The 13,937-nt window shown below is 41.9% G+C and carries 17 protein-coding genes and 1 tRNA gene; 6 read left to right on the top strand and 12 right to left on the bottom strand.

Features of this window, described 5'->3' with window-relative positions:
• The first annotated feature begins 38 nt into the window (after positions 1-38).
• Together tadA and H7844_02710 are read left to right on the top strand one after the other, a co-directional pair.
• Entirely contained in the window at positions 39-518 is a 480-nt protein-coding gene (tadA, locus tag H7844_02715) for a tRNA adenosine(34) deaminase TadA (protein ID MEO5356192.1), read from the top strand.
• A tRNA-Ser gene (locus H7844_02710) sits at positions 496-580 on the top strand. Before tadA ends, H7844_02710 begins: the two co-directional genes overlap by 23 nt.
• Positions 581-653: 73 nt before the next feature.
• Here H7844_02710 and H7844_02705 read toward each other — a convergent pair.
• On the bottom strand, positions 654-911 hold the full coding sequence (locus H7844_02705) for a hypothetical protein (protein ID MEO5356191.1): 258 nt from the start codon (positions 909-911) through the stop codon (positions 654-656).
• A gap of 364 nt (positions 912-1,275) precedes the next feature.
• Between H7844_02705 and H7844_02700 the strand changes: the two genes are divergently transcribed.
• The gene (locus tag H7844_02700; protein MEO5356190.1) at positions 1,276-2,307 is read left to right on the top strand and encodes a hypothetical protein; all 1,032 of its coding nucleotides are present in this window, start codon (positions 1,276-1,278) and stop codon (positions 2,305-2,307) included.
• A gap of 136 nt (positions 2,308-2,443) precedes the next feature.
• Positions 2,444-2,767 (top strand): hypothetical protein, encoded by a 324-nt coding sequence (locus tag H7844_02695; protein ID MEO5356189.1) that lies wholly within the window; start codon positions 2,444-2,446, stop codon positions 2,765-2,767.
• A gap of 13 nt (positions 2,768-2,780) precedes the next feature.
• Here H7844_02695 and H7844_02690 read toward each other — a convergent pair whose 3' ends face one another.
• From H7844_02690 to cbiD, 5 genes are all read right to left on the bottom strand, one after another.
• The gene (locus H7844_02690; protein ID MEO5356188.1) at positions 2,781-3,524 is read right to left on the bottom strand and encodes an NADH:ubiquinone oxidoreductase; all 744 of its coding nucleotides are present in this window, start codon (positions 3,522-3,524) and stop codon (positions 2,781-2,783) included.
• 15 nt (positions 3,525-3,539) lie between these two features.
• Positions 3,540-5,039: a hydrogenase gene (locus H7844_02685; protein MEO5356187.1), complete on the bottom strand. Its 1,500-nt coding sequence runs from the start codon at positions 5,037-5,039 to the stop codon at positions 3,540-3,542.
• Positions 5,040-5,042: 3 nt separating this feature from the next.
• Entirely contained in the window at positions 5,043-6,515 is a 1,473-nt protein-coding gene (locus H7844_02680; protein MEO5356186.1) for a hypothetical protein, read from the bottom strand.
• A gap of 125 nt (positions 6,516-6,640) precedes the next feature.
• Complete coding sequence (gene cbiE, locus H7844_02675) at positions 6,641-7,273, bottom strand: precorrin-6y C5,15-methyltransferase (decarboxylating) subunit CbiE (GenBank protein ID MEO5356185.1); 633 nt, start codon at positions 7,271-7,273, stop codon at positions 6,641-6,643.
• Positions 7,261-8,301: a cobalt-precorrin-5B (C(1))-methyltransferase CbiD gene (gene cbiD, locus H7844_02670; protein ID MEO5356184.1), complete on the bottom strand. Its 1,041-nt coding sequence runs from the start codon at positions 8,299-8,301 to the stop codon at positions 7,261-7,263. Before cbiD ends, cbiE begins: the two co-directional genes overlap by 13 nt.
• Positions 8,302-8,461: 160 nt before the next feature.
• Between cbiD and H7844_02665 the strand changes: the two genes are divergently transcribed.
• A complete protein-coding gene (locus H7844_02665; GenBank protein MEO5356183.1) occupies positions 8,462-9,337 on the top strand; it encodes an ATP-dependent Clp protease proteolytic subunit in 876 nt (291 codons plus the stop codon).
• A 15-nt stretch (positions 9,338-9,352) separates the two neighbouring features.
• Positions 9,353-9,553 carry a hypothetical protein gene (locus H7844_02660; protein ID MEO5356182.1) on the top strand — a complete coding sequence of 67 codons (201 nt, stop codon included), beginning with the start codon at positions 9,353-9,355 and terminating at the stop codon, positions 9,551-9,553.
• 94 nt (positions 9,554-9,647) lie between these two features.
• On the opposite strand, the gene cobI is transcribed toward H7844_02660, so the two are convergent.
• The 6 genes from cobI to H7844_02630 all read right to left on the bottom strand — a co-directional run bounded on the left by cobI (position 9,648) and on the right by H7844_02630 (position 13,915).
• Positions 9,648-10,379: a precorrin-2 C(20)-methyltransferase gene (gene cobI / locus H7844_02655; protein MEO5356181.1), complete on the bottom strand. Its 732-nt coding sequence runs from the start codon at positions 10,377-10,379 to the stop codon at positions 9,648-9,650.
• 8 nt (positions 10,380-10,387) lie between these two features.
• Positions 10,388-11,125 carry an ABC transporter permease gene (locus tag H7844_02650; GenBank protein MEO5356180.1) on the bottom strand — a complete coding sequence of 246 codons (738 nt, stop codon included), beginning with the start codon at positions 11,123-11,125 and terminating at the stop codon, positions 10,388-10,390.
• Positions 11,118-11,942: an ABC transporter ATP-binding protein gene (locus H7844_02645; protein MEO5356179.1), complete on the bottom strand. Its 825-nt coding sequence runs from the start codon at positions 11,940-11,942 to the stop codon at positions 11,118-11,120. The genes H7844_02650 and H7844_02645 overlap by 8 nt, the downstream gene beginning before the upstream one ends.
• Positions 11,943-12,154: 212 nt before the next feature.
• Complete coding sequence (locus H7844_02640) at positions 12,155-12,568, bottom strand: Hpt domain-containing protein (GenBank protein ID MEO5356178.1); 414 nt, start codon at positions 12,566-12,568, stop codon at positions 12,155-12,157.
• A gap of 9 nt (positions 12,569-12,577) precedes the next feature.
• Positions 12,578-13,549: a chemotaxis protein gene (locus tag H7844_02635; GenBank protein ID MEO5356177.1), complete on the bottom strand. Its 972-nt coding sequence runs from the start codon at positions 13,547-13,549 to the stop codon at positions 12,578-12,580.
• Between the two features lie 186 nt (positions 13,550-13,735).
• Positions 13,736-13,915: a hypothetical protein gene (locus H7844_02630; GenBank protein MEO5356176.1), complete on the bottom strand. Its 180-nt coding sequence runs from the start codon at positions 13,913-13,915 to the stop codon at positions 13,736-13,738.
• Positions 13,916-13,937 lie beyond the last annotated feature (22 nt).

Below are 13,937 nucleotides of genomic sequence, written 5' to 3'. Positions count from 1 at the left end.
TTTGCTTTCACAGGGAGTTTAACGGCAAAATAATTATCATGGAAAGAGACACGCTCAGAGAGTACTTTATGGCTGAGGCGCTTTTGGAGGCGCAACTGGCCCTTGCCGCTGGAGATGTTCCGGTAGGGGCGGTGATAGTAAATAAAAGCGGTATTATAATCAGCCGTGCTCACAATACCAAGGAGCAAATAAAGGACCCGACGGCACATGCCGAGGCTTTAGCCATACGGGATGCTTGTAGAGTTTTAGGAGATTGGAGACTTACGGATTGTACGCTGTATGTGACAAAGGAGCCGTGTATAATGTGTGCAGGGGCGATATTAAATGCCCGTATAAGCGCACTGGTATATGGCTGTGGAGATGCAAAAGCAGGCGCTGTTAATTCACTGTATCATTTGTTAGGTGATTTCAGATTAAATCACAGAGTTCAAGTTACCACTGGTATTTTAGAAGAGAAATGTACGATAATACTGAAAGATTTTTTTACGGCACTGAGGAGAGGTTGCCGAGCGGTTTAAGGCGGCGGTCTCGAAAACCGTTGTGGGGTAACTCACCGGGGGTTCGAATCCCCCCCTCTCCGCTCCATAAGCCATTCTACAGTGTTTCTCCAAAAAATCATAAAACAGGCCGTTGACCATTGTTGACTATAAGTTTTACCCCTTAGTCAACCCTACCGCTATCTTAGACTGCCAGTGTGTTTCACTCACATTCAGGCTGTTGCGGCTTTCATACTCTTTTGACTGCCCCACCGTGTATTTGCTGTTGCTGAGATTTTTGTAGCCAACCACCCGTTTTTCTTGAGCTCCGGTCTCAGCATTAACTATGCAATAAGTATAAACCGCCATCCCACGGTTTATCTGACACGACACCTTACTTACGTAGCTGCCGCCTGTGTTTACTTCTGACTGCAAATTAGTATAAAGAGATCAGCTATGATCAGCTATCCCTCAATTTTATAATCAATATCAACCAATTATCAGCGGAAGCTATTATACTATTTTTTTATCAATAATAGCGATATTTTTCATATTGAAAAAAATAATTTGTATTTGCAGGTATTGACATCTAATATATTCCTCCTGTATGCTATCGGCAATGGCTAATTAATTAGCCACTTAAAAGGCCGCAGAGAAAACAGGAGAGGGATGAGGAGTTATGGCTTGGGAATGTCCGAATTGTAAGAAAGCATGTCATGAGAGGTTGGAGACATGTTTTACGTGTGGATATAACAAGATTGCGAATGATTTGGTCTTAGAAACAAAGCAGAGAACTATTGTGGAGATAGAATTAGATGTTAAAAATGAAATCGAAAGGAAGGAAAAAAATCTTTATCACTGGGTTAAAGTTTTTGAGAAGGCATTAGAAGACAAACATATTTCAGATGATGAATTTTTAGAATTAAATGAACTCGAAAAAAGATTAGGACTTACAAATGAAGATACTAAACCATATTGGGCAAAGGTTTATTTCCCTGTTGCAGAAACTAAGCCTTTACCCCCTGCTGTCATATCTAAAAGTATTGTAGACTTTATCCCTGAAATCCCTGAATGGCGACTAACAGTAAGTTTTGGGAAATCTTCTTCCAACAATTTTGCTCAGGTACTTTCCAGTATTCAGATACATCCTGGTTATCAGCTAAAGAAAGGTCAAAACAATGAAGAAATTCACGAGTTGAATTTTAGAGCGGAGGAAATACTACAATTTGAGCAGTTGTGGTCAAGAGTCAAAACCTGGAAGTCTACAGTTGTAAATATAAACAATGAAATAATTGATAGAAAAGACCTTTCAAAATGGCTTATTTGCTATAGAGACAAACTTAAAGAAAAAGACACAAATCCTCTATTTTGCTTCGGAGCAAGTCCTTATACATATAATCTGTTTGGTTGTCATAGAACTATGATTAGGGATGGAGCTGGAACAATGTCTATGTGCTGGTATGATATGGGGAAATTTATAAATAATAATGTCTTTCAAATAGACAAAGAAGCAATTGCTGCTATGATAATAAAAGAGATTTATCCGTATCGAATATGCCCTGCCTTGAGGAGAGATAAAATTGTCAGAGGATATAACATCATCCCAACAACTATTGATATTTCTCAACAAAAAGAATGGGCTACTTATTATGATTATGGAAGAAGAGTGAAAAAGCTGATCCCACAAGTAAAATATATACAAAGAAAAATTAGTGAAGTATCAAGTGGAAACTTCTCTGTTAGTATAAGTGCGTATATGTCAATCCCAGATTATGAAGATAGTATTTCTCCTCAATTTAAACAAATTTTATATTTAGAAAGTAGAAAGTAAAAAAAGCTAAAGGGAGACGGAGAATACGTTCTGTCAAACCAACCTATTAATTCCATCCACAAAATACAAGATGTAGGTTTTCCCTTAACTCAAATAAAATTATATCAGTGAGACCATATAAAAGAAACCCGTCGAGGTGGCAGATAGATTACTACCCGGAGGAGCAAAGGGTAAGCGGGTACGGCTGGTGCTTGCGGCGGGCGTGTCAAAAAAAGACGCACTCTCGATTGAAAAAAGCCTCATAGCCGCCCAAAAAGGGCAGGACATAAATTACGTGCCGTCAAACGCCACAGTGAATGAGCTGTACCTGTTATATCTGTCATATGCGCAAATGCACAAATCAACGGCGACATGTAAGGATCTAAAGAATCTGTTTAGTGCGTATTACTCAAGATATTTAGGCAGTTTTGAGGTTGAAATTGTCTTGACTTTTGGGGGGCATTACAGCTGCTTGGTATAAAATTATTTCTTATTCACCTTCCTATAAACTTTAATAACGCTTTAGCAACAGTTAATGGATGAGGCGGGCAGCCGGTTATGTAGAGATTGGGTTTGATTTTATCTAAGAATGTTCTGTCTATTGCTTTTGAGTTAGTGAAAATCCCACCGCTTAGGGCACATGTACCGACAAGAATTACCACCTTAGGTTCAGGAATTGCCCTGTAGGTCTCTTCAAATGCGTAAGCCATGTTTTTAGTAAGCGGCCCTGTTAAGACCAACCCGTCGGCATGACGCGGTGAGGTTACAAACTCTATCCCAAATCGCCCAATGTCATAATTTACGTTGGACAGGGCTGTCAGCTCCAGCTCACAGCCGTTACAGCCCCCCGCTGACACCGATCTGAGTTTAAACGATTTATTAAATAACTTCACTATGCGATTATCAGGTACTATCTCCGGCTCCCTGTGCGTAGAGCTTATTATCATGTCTTTTAAATCCGTGGAGGCTAAATCCGTTTGATTGCTGAAACGTATTATACCATCCATGCAAACCCTCGAACACTCAGGACACAGTATGCACTTTGACAAGTCTATCGTTATAGGATTATAAGTTATAGCCGCCGCCGGACACGCCTCCATACACCTGTAACACGCATTTGCACACTGCCCGTCTGTTATCTTTAGCAATCCTCTGAATTTATCAGGCGGTAGCGCACCCTTTATGTCCGCTATGCTCTGAAAACCCTGATTTATTTTTGTCCTTATTACATTAAACATCTGTGTTTACGTTAACTATAAGTCATGGCCGCTGCATGACAGGTCAAAACTCCTGTTACAAAGCGGGAAATCTGAAATCCCGTTTCCTCTCATAGCAAGTGCCAAAGCAATCCAATTATGAAACGACGGATCAGAGACCTTATAATGCTCAAGCTCACTGTTTTTTCCCGTTATTGCCACATGGGTTACCCCTCCGCGCCATGCCTCCACTACTGTAACCACGAAGGTATCAGGCCTCATAAGCCTTGTCTCCTCCTTTATGTTGCCTGTCATAATGCCTAAGTTTAGCCATCTCCGCAGCAGCTCAATTGACTGCCCTGTTTCAAGCACCCGTATGCGCGCCCTGGCTGCCACATCCCCGGCCTTTAACAACACAGGCTCTATGGTGTCTTTAGCATAAATGCCATAGGGTTGATCAGCACGGGCATCTATTGGAAGCCCCGAGGACTTAGCTGCTATTCCCACAAGTCCAGCTCTCCATGCCGCCTCAGTACTAACCGTCCCCATATACTCAATCTGAGACTGTACTCCGGGGTCATTAAAAAAATACTCGTTTATTATTTCAAGGTCTCTGTCAATGTTGTCAAGTATGCTTAATATCTGCTCTCTCATTCTTACCCCTATGTCACTTAGCACCCCGCCGGGGCGAATTAAGCCCCGTCCAAAACGGCAGCCGGAAATCAGCAGCATCGTATCCAACACAGTGGTTCTTAAGCGGCTATAGGTAGTGGCCCCCGGCAGAAACCCTATATCGGCAGACATGCCGCTTAAGCCCGATAAGTGCATCGCTATTCGCTCAAATTCAAGGGCTATACCACGGATAATGTCAGCCCTGCTTGAAATCCTTACCCCCGACAGTGCTTCCATCGCAAGGGCATGTGCCCACACATGCCCTATAACTGTGTCTCCGGCTATTGATTCGGCAAGAACCGACTTATTCATAGGATTACCCGATATAAACATAGCCTCAACCGCCCTGTGCTGATACCCCAACTGTGCTTCCATATGATACACATCCTCACCATGACATAGAAATCTGAAATGCACAGGCTCAGTTATCCCGCCTTGTACCGGCCCCAGAGCCACCTCATGAATATCCCCGCCGCTACACTTATAAAACGGATAATCTGCAACCGCTCCGCTTGTTTTTCCACCATAGCAATATCTGACAGGCTTTAACCACGGATGCCCCTGTGGCACTATGCCGTGTTGCTCATAAAGTCTTCGTTCAAACAATTGCATAGCAGGTGCACTGTTTGATATGGAATCGTACCGTCCACCGGGCTCAATCTGAGCTGAGGCAACCACCAGATAGTTTGATATGTCATCTGATAGAACCGCTGTCACTGATATATTGCCGTTTCCGGCCTCGTAACCAAAAAACTGGATTATCCTCAGACCCTGATTAATCTGCTCTGAAATCCCCTCCATAAGGTCGTTAAGATGAAGCACAGGGATTTGCCTTCTGGATATTGCAACAGCATTATACAGAGGCAGCCATTTACTGCTTATCATGCCTTAAAAACCTCCTAATATGTAGGCGGCTCTGTGCAACAGCACGTTTAAGGCAAGAGGAATATAAATACCGGTGATTGCGATAATCCCCAGAAATATCCACTGTGGAAGAAGTGAAAACAACGGTTCTACTGTTGCCTCTGAGCTGCCCTCATCAGGCGTTGCAGCACCGGCTTCTTTAGACATCTCCGTTGCAGCCTCTGAAAACACCATCTTAAATACAGATGTTATAAAACCATAAGACACCGTTGCCGATAAAACTACAAACACTGCAAGCACCACCCATCTACTTTCCGTTACCATCTGTTTAATCATCATAAACTCACTTACAAAAAGCCCTGAGGGTGGAATCCCGATTATAAAAAGGACAGAAACAACAAGTATGATTGAGCTCTGCGGAACTCTCCCTATTGCATTAGAGATGCCGCTGGTTTTCACAGTGCCGTATGTATAAAGGAAATTCCCTGAGGTCAGAAACAGAGCGTGTTTTATGAGAGAGTGGCAAAGTGTGTGAAGCATGGCTGCATATATAGCAATCCCTCCAAGTCCCACAGAGGTGGCAAGAATCCCCATATGCCCGACAGTTGAGTAAGCGAGTTTTCTCTTGAAATTATCCACCCGCGGGATAAACACCGCTGCCGCCAATATGGAGAGCAACCCCAGGGCCAGCATCAGGTTACGAATAAAGGAAATCATCGGTGTGAAAGCAAAGATTTGATAATACCGTAAAATTGCAAGAAATGCACAGTTAAGCAGTGTGCCTGAAAACATTGCCGATGCTGATGAGGGTGCTTTGGAATGGGCATCGGGCAGCCACGTGTGCATAGGGGAGAGCCCCATCATAGTGCCGTAACCGACCAGTGCAAATGTAAAAGCCATTCCTCCCCACAGAGGCGATATGAGGGCGGTATAGTTTGAAAGTGTATCAATGCTAAGACCCCTGCCCGGCACCTGCTCTGATGCCTCTACCATTGATAACACTCCGATAAATGAAAGCACTATCCCGACTGAACAGATAAAGAGATGTTTCCATGCCGCCTCCAGGGATTCCTTATCCCTATGATGCCAGATAAGGGTGGCAGTGGCAATTGGGGTAGCTCCGACAAATACCCACATAAGGCCAAGATTTCTGCTTAACACAGCCCCTGTCACCATAGCAAGGAAAAACAACATAGCCGGTGCATACCAGTGGTCATAATGTTGTGCCTCATCGGTTTCCTTTAAATAAACATTGCTATAAAGCGCCGACCCCAGAAAGTTAACGTTTATAATAAACAAAAATACAAACCCCAAAGTATCAGTTCCCAGTAATTCATTGTTTCTAAAGACACCGTCATAGGGCAGTGTCATTGAAGCTGTAAGGTTAATAAGCGAAACCAGAATAAGTGCTGCCCTGTCTGCTTTTGACGACCTTAACAGAATGGAAACAAAAGCTGCTCCTATGGGTAAGACAATTATAGCTATTTCTTTATTCATTTCGTTTTTTTAAGGCTTTCTCATTCCTCAGCTATTGTCACGGTACGCATAAGGGGAAGGGGCGAGACGCCCACGCCGTAATGGACAGCGTCCTTCTCCTTTACTTTCTTTTTCCTCTGTTACCACTATCCGGATGGAACAATTAAAACAATTTCTTTAGAGTTTTCATCGGGTGGACTCAGGTCTTCTATGTTATCTACCTTGATTGCCAGCTCGTTGTCAAATGTAATATTACGGCAGACATAGACTGTTTTGTTTGTATTAAACATGCCCAGTTGTGAGAGCACCTTAACCACTTCCGTTGAGTTGTTTTTTTTATCGCAAAGGACAGCTACCCTTTCATGATTAGGCGCATCATATAAGGCATCCATTGGGCGGCCATGGACTGAGATAATCCTTACGTTAAGCCACTGTTCTTTAACCCCGGCAAATGCTGCTATTACACTTGATATTCCAGGCACTATCTCAATCACTGAATCCCTGCCGAAGCGTTCCTTGATTTTCTCCGACAGGCTGTAAATGCCGGCGTCTCCGGTTACTAAAACCCCTACGGTTTTGCCCTCGTTTTGCTCTATCAGATTTAGAATCTCCTCAATGCCGCTTTCCTCATAAACCGTCTTGCCCGTGATTTCACCTATGGCGGCTATCTGATGCCTCATCCCAATTATTACCTCACAGCGCTGAGCGCTTTTGACCGCTTTAAAGGTTACATAGTCACTCCCGCCCGGGCCCACACTTATTAAGATTATCCTGTGCACTTGCTGTGTCCTATCAACGTTTTTTTCATATCAAACAAATATACCTCTAATGAGGGTATCCTGTAAATAGCGTGAATTTCCTTACAGATTGCGTGTGCTAATTTTACAAAATCCCCGCCTGTTGCAGTGATTATTTCCTCTACTGTGTTAAAGCTGCCTGTTAAGCCCATAAAATCAGCGACAAACTCTGCAGCCTGCGGGGAACGCCCTGAATGAGTATCTGAGTATCCCATCAGAATTTTCGCCAACTTTCCGGGATGTCCGCCGATTATCACATGTTTAAACCCCTTTGATTTAACGTAGTCTATGGCAAATCCTAAAAAGTTACTAAACTGCACCACTCTGTCTATATCCAAAACACGCTTGAGTGCATCCTCTCCGATCTTTCCCGGAGCAAGGTGGATACTCTCAGCGTTTTCGCAAAAAGAGACGTTTGTCTCACACTTAATTGTCTCTTTGAGGGCCTCAACACTCATAGGTTCAACTATACCGGTAGTGCCTATTATTGAAATTCCACCTATTATGCCAAGCCGTGGATTAAACGTCTTTTGCGCTACCGCCTCACCGTCCACAACTGAAATCTCAACCTCTACATGAACACACTTCTCTGAAAACACCTCATTCACCGCACGTGTTATCATTGCTCTTGGTACTGGATTTATTGCCCAGCCGCCAACGGGCTGTTGCAGCCCTTTTTTGGTTACAATGCCGACACCGGAGCCACCTGTTATAACGACCTTGCTCTCATCCAAAGTGTTATGTTTAGGCGACTTCAGAGTGGCAACGATTTCAATACCTCGTGTTACGTCAGGGTCATCGCCGCTTTGCTTTATTACCGAGGCGACGGCTTTATCTTGTTTAAGAGTCCCGCTGTGAATATTTATCAGCAAACTTTCATTGTTGTTGGGCAGCATGATGTGTACGTATTTAGGCAGAGTACCGGCTTTAAGCAGCAATGCTGCAGCTTTGGCTGCGGCTGAGGCCGCTGAACCTGTGGTAAATCCCCGCCTGTTTTGGGTCTGAGTCAATAATGTCCTTTTCTGCTGTAAACTAAAAACGTTATTATGCTACACTTTTTAAGAGTAATAATTCAAATAAATCTTCCATGTGGTTTTCGTCGTATTGAGTTAACAGGCCAAAAGTGTTATACTAAAGATAGTAAGGCAGAGTGAGCAGGAGATATAAAACATGCAGATATTTGATAAGATCACGTTTGATTCTTTAAATGGTTTTTTAGCACGGGTAGAAGAAAAGTTTGTCTCAGATGTTATTTTTTATTATGGGCAACTTCATCCTGCTTATTTAAGACCTTTCAAGGACTTTATTGAGCGGTTAAAGAACGATCCCAAAACTAAAATAAGATTGGTGATTTTTCTTAATACTCCTGGCGGCTCGGTTGAAGCGGTTGAATATATGGTAAGAATCATCAGGTTTCATTATGATGAGGTTTATTTTGTAATTCCTGACGCTGCATTTTCTGCAGGCACGATTTTTTGTATGTCAGGAGATAAAATTTACATGGATTATTCTTCATCTCTAGGTCCTATTGACCCTCAAGTATATTTAAAAGAAAAAGATACTTTTGTCCCTGCCCTTGGATATTTAGACAAAGTAGATGAATTAATTAAGAAATCTAACAATGGTACCCTTTCTCCGGCTGAGTTTGCATTACTACAATCTCAGGATTTAGCAATGCTAAGGAGTTATGAACAAGCAAAAGAATTAACAATAAAATTACTTGAGGAATGGTTGGTTAAATATAAATTTAAGGATTGGACTGAACATGGAACTAATCAAAATAAAAAAGGAATGCCTGTAACAGATGATGAGAAAAGAAAAAGAGCCGTAGACATAGCCAGTGCTTTGGGTAATAATACTAAATGGCTGTCACATGGCAGATATATTGGAATAGATTTTTTGCGCTATGAGTTGAAATTAAAAATAGAAGATTTTTCGACTAGCAAAGACCTCAAAGAAGCGATTAAGGATTATAATGACATAATTTGCGAATATGTACTTAAGAACAATATTCCAGTATTTTTTCATTCAAGAATACTGTATTAACGAAGGAGTGGAGAGATGAATATTGAAGAAAACGTTAAAAAAGTAGTTGAAGAGCATAAAAGCAAATTAGACCAAAATCCTGAATTTAACAAAGCAAAAAATTTTTATGATGAAATGAATCGTCTTGGATTAATAAAAAAACAGGAATATGACATCGCTCCAGTTGATACAATAGGCAGAAAGTATTATTATGAAACTATTAACGTAAGGAAATAACCTTAAACTTTCCTTAGTGCGGCTTGTGTTCTATCGCCGGTTTTCTATCTGATAGCTGTTTCTTTAAGACGGCAGGGGATACTTCTTATTTTTTCTACCCACTCGATTTGGTAAAGAACCTTTTTCTTTTTATAATTGCAAGGGAAAGGTAAGCGGCGTCGAAATCAGGAGAGGTTTTAAGTAAATCTACCGTGTTTTCGCCCTCAAGCCCCACTCTCTGCACCAGAAACGCCTCATCAGGCGCGGATTCCTTTACAGCCTCAATCAGGGCATTTAATTTCTTGTGGACTTTCATAAATACAACTGTAGAATGCGTGTTTATTCTCTCAGTATTGATGTCTGCTTTGGCGCTTAGTTCGTAAATTCCGATGTTGTCGCCCTTGCTGGCCAGTGAGAGCCCTAAGAGCGCCGAAGAGGCATTTATGGAGCTTATCCCCGGAATATGCTTTATCGCAATGCCAATATCATTAAGTTTTTCGGTCAGATAGTTTGATGTGCTAAACAACGTGGGGTCTCCCATTGAGACGTATGACACGGTTTTACCGGAATCCAAAAGAGTTTTGATAGTCTCGGCAAGCTCGGTGTATCTCTTTGACAACTCCTCTTTCTTATTGTTCATAGGGAAGTAGTACATTTGAATTTTCTCATCCGACACATAGTGTGATACGATATCTTTAGCCACACTTCTGCCAAGCTCATCCGACTGCGGGACAATCACAACATCGGACTGCTCTAAAATCCTCTTGGTTTTAACTGTAATAAGTTCATAATCGCCGGGACCTAGGCCTAGCGAGTATATAACATTTTTATCTATGCCGTTAATCATCCGATAGTTTAACTCTCCACTTTTTTTAACGACCAAATGGCCGTTAGAAAGAATACCACAGAGTAGGCAAAAAGCAAAAGCACAAAAAGCGAGTTAACCTCACCGCCCGTCAGAGAGGCTCGTATTACCTTAACCGAATAGGTAAGAGGCAACATGTGGACGAGCGCCTTGAAAACTATCGGAAGCCTGTCAACCGGATAAAATGTGCCGCAGAGAAAAATCATCGGCGTGATGACAAAATTGTTAATGAGCGCCTGCCCGGCATGGTCTTTTACTACCATAGAGGTGGTTACGGCAAGTGAGGCAAATAAAAACGTATGCAGAAGCAGTGCCGGTATAAACATAACATTAAATTGGAGTTTAACACTAAAAGCAACAGCAAAAGCAAAAATCATAAGGCCGCTCAATATCCCTCTAAGCATTCCAAAAACCGCCTCACCCAGCACTATCTCATAGTGCGGCACAGGGGCTGTCAGGTATTGGTCAAATGTACGGAAGTAAAATCTCGATATATTGATCTCCGCTGAGATGGCATAACTCTGATTAAGGCTGCTCATCGTAATCAGCCCTGGAATAAGAAACGACATATATGACAAATCCCCGACCGCTATAGCATCCCCCATGCCCCAGCCAAAGGCTATTAAATAAAGCAACGGTGAGAGCGATTGAGACAGCAGCTGCTTTTTAATCCGTTTCTTAAATATTGAGAGTTCCCTGTAAAGAACAGCATAAAAGCCGTTAAACATTGATTTTCCTTCCCGTCAATTGCAAAAACACATCCTCCAGTGTGGATTCCCGTATCTTACACGAATAGGAGCAGCTTTTTATTGTCTCCAGAGCTTCCTCTTTAGTTTCAAAGAATTCCTCTGTTGTTCTGTCCTCTTTAAAAGTTTCAAGCACAAACTTACCGGTTTCAGCCTTAAGGTCATTTGGGGTGCCTTTTGCTATAATCAACCCGCCGTTTATTATCAGAACCCTTGCACAGAGCTTTTCCGCCTCCTCAATGTAATGAGTGGTCAGTAAAATAGTGGTTTTTTTCGACTGATTGATTTTTATAATAAAATCCCAGATGGTTCTTCTTATCTGAGGGTCAAGCCCTATGGTGGGTTCATCGAGAAATATGATTTCCGGCTCATGCAGCAAAGCACGTAAAATCACAAGCCGTCTCATCATGCCGCCCGAAAATGTCTTAACCGCCTTATCTTTCACATCCGAAAGCCCGGAAAACTCAAGATACTGCTCAATTCTCAGCCTGCGTTGCCGCTTAGGGATGCCGTGGAGCAGACAGTGAAGGTAGAGGTTTTCGTAAGCCGTCAAATCCCTGTCAAGGTTGTTCTGCTGAGGCACCACTCCAATAATAGCTTTTAAGCGCTTTGAATCCTTAAAGAAATCCTCACCGTAATAACTAACCTCGCCGGATGTCGGCTTAATCAGGCCTGTCAAGATTTTAATAATCGTAGTCTTACCGGCCCCGTTAGGACCCAGAAGACCGACAAATTCGCCCTTTAAAAAACTAAAATCCACCCCACCCACAGCAGCCTTACCACCACCGTAGTTTTTCATGAGATTCCGTACCGCTAATATTTCCATCTAAAAAGGTAAAGAAAGTAAAAGGTAAAGAAAGTAAAGGGAAGGCGCTGCCTTCCCTTTAAATCCCATCCGCAAGGAGGCCAGCCCCCTTGACCCCTGCCGTCTATGTTTAATTGGTTTAGTATAATGTTTTATCTTCATTATTCTGATTAGTAGTTTTATTAATACCAAGTTGCTACTTGGTATTACAGATTAACCCGCACTTTCTCAAGAGACAGACAAAGCCCTTTAAGCCTCTTAAGCATAGATTCTACATTAGCATAGTTGCTTAGTTTAATCATATTAATAAGCTGTCTGACAAAGTCTGTACCCTCCATGATTATTTCGATTGCCGAATCATTTGGGATGATTTTTTTGTCTCTGAGAATATGCAGGATGTCTTCTATTGCATGGGCAAGCAACTCTATTTGTTTTAGTTTCAGGAGATTGGCCCCGGATTTAATTGAATGGGCGTCTCTGAATATTTGATTAATATTGTTTTCATAGGAAGCGCCGGATTTTCTAAGATTCAGAAGCAAAGAGTCTATTTCATGAAGCCGTTTCAGAGTTTCCTTTCCAAAGGTTACGAGCAAGTCTGCATCGTGTTCAATGCTTACCATAGAGGTTGTCTAAACCACCACCAGCCTGTCCTCTATGAGTTTTATAGCCCTACCGGCCATTTCATCTAAGTCGGGCTTTGATACCTGATCATCAGCCCCTACCGATTTTCCCTTGTGGAACAGCTCAGCAGTGATAAGAGACGAATAAAGGATTACAGGAATTTTTTTCAAATAATGGTCCTGTTTTATATTTTTTGTCAGCGTATAACCGTCAAGCAGAGGCATTTCTATATCCGATATTACAATATCTATGTAGTCAGAAATGTCTTTGCCCTCGTTTAATCCGGTCTCAGCAAGTTCTTTCAAATAATTAAGGGCCTCCTCGCCGTTATCTAGTATTTTTGTTCTAAAATTTGCAGCCTCCATATTTCTTCTGATTATCTCCCGAATTGTTTCGGAATCGTCAACAATAAGCGCTCGATATTGGCTCTGTGCTTTTACAGTGGTTTTCCACGTATCGTCTGATGATTTAGGATTTAAATCCGAAATTATGTGTTCCAGATCAAGAAGCTGTATAAAATGGTCACTGGTATGAACTATGCCCACAATTGACTTTGAACCAAGATGTGATATAAATTTCCCCGGCGGCACTACTTCTTTCCACTGAAAACGAGTTATCTCCGTAACCCCTGAGACTAAAAACCCCTGCACCGATTTGCTGAATTCAGTTATTATTATAATGTCCCCTGTGTCGGTCTTTCGTTTGATACCTAACCAGATGCTTAAATCAATAATCGGCACTATGTGGTCACGAAGCGGGATAGTGCCCAAAAAACATGGATTCTGCGCATAGTCTTTCGGCTTCAGGTTAGGATTCTCTATCACCTGCATAACCTTAGCAACGTTCATCCCAAAAAACGAACGGCCCTCCTGTCCCTCCCTGCTCTCCTCATCTATATAAAACTCCAGTATCTCAAGCTCATTTGTGCCGCTCTCAAGCAGTATCTCCGCCTTTATCTGATCAATTATATTTGTTGTCATCCACACACCCCCAAGTTTTCATTATATCCTCATTCGTTTATCATCTATATTCTATACCATTTAGCTCATAATAATAAACATGCAGGGGATGAGAAGGAATTATTCTATGAACCCTTAAGAAAACTCCCAGCTTTTCAATACCTTGAAAACAACTTGAACACGTTTGCCGGTGGATTACAGTGCTGATTACTTTTTCTTATAAACGTTAAGGCCAATCTTTACAGCTTCTGAGTCGGGGATGCTTTGGTTGCCCTCGGTCGAAGCTATTATAATTGTTTTACCGGAAGAGGACGGACCAAAATCTTTCGATATATCCACCTTTATTGTCAAAATATTACCCGTAAGCGACATCTCTACATTTTTCATTTTATGTTTTCTCCTTTATTAT

The organism is Nitrospirae bacterium YQR-1, assembly GCA_039908095.1.
Classification (GTDB): domain Bacteria; phylum Nitrospirota; class Thermodesulfovibrionia; order Thermodesulfovibrionales; family Magnetobacteriaceae; genus Magnetomonas.
Note: the sequence above shows the minus strand (reverse complement) of the source record. Positions and strands in the feature narration are given on the sequence as shown.

Bases quoted from the DNA above. Each gene is read 5' to 3' on its own strand.
- tadA (MEO5356192.1), top strand. From the start codon at position 39: ATGGAAAGAGACACGCTCAGAGAGTACTTTATGGCTGAGGCGCTTTTG.
- H7844_02690 (MEO5356188.1), bottom strand. From the start codon at position 3,524: ATGTTTAATGTAATAAGGACAAAAATAAATCAGGGTTTTCAGAGCATA.
- H7844_02685 (MEO5356187.1), bottom strand. From the start codon at position 5,039: ATGATAAGCAGTAAATGGCTGCCTCTGTATAATGCTGTTGCAATATCC.
- H7844_02680 (MEO5356186.1), bottom strand. From the start codon at position 6,515: ATGAATAAAGAAATAGCTATAATTGTCTTACCCATAGGAGCAGCTTTT.
- H7844_02665 (MEO5356183.1), top strand. From the start codon at position 8,462: ATGCAGATATTTGATAAGATCACGTTTGATTCTTTAAATGGTTTTTTA.
- H7844_02660 (MEO5356182.1), top strand. From the start codon at position 9,353: ATGAATATTGAAGAAAACGTTAAAAAAGTAGTTGAAGAGCATAAAAGC.
- cobI (MEO5356181.1), bottom strand. From the start codon at position 10,379: ATGATTAACGGCATAGATAAAAATGTTATATACTCGCTAGGCCTAGGT.
- H7844_02650 (MEO5356180.1), bottom strand. From the start codon at position 11,125: ATGTTTAACGGCTTTTATGCTGTTCTTTACAGGGAACTCTCAATATTT.
- H7844_02645 (MEO5356179.1), bottom strand. From the start codon at position 11,942: ATGAAAAACTACGGTGGTGGTAAGGCTGCTGTGGGTGGGGTGGATTTT.
- H7844_02640 (MEO5356178.1), bottom strand. From the start codon at position 12,568: ATGGTAAGCATTGAACACGATGCAGACTTGCTCGTAACCTTTGGAAAG.
- H7844_02635 (MEO5356177.1), bottom strand. From the start codon at position 13,549: ATGACAACAAATATAATTGATCAGATAAAGGCGGAGATACTGCTTGAG.
- H7844_02630 (MEO5356176.1), bottom strand. From the start codon at position 13,915: ATGAAAAATGTAGAGATGTCGCTTACGGGTAATATTTTGACAATAAAG.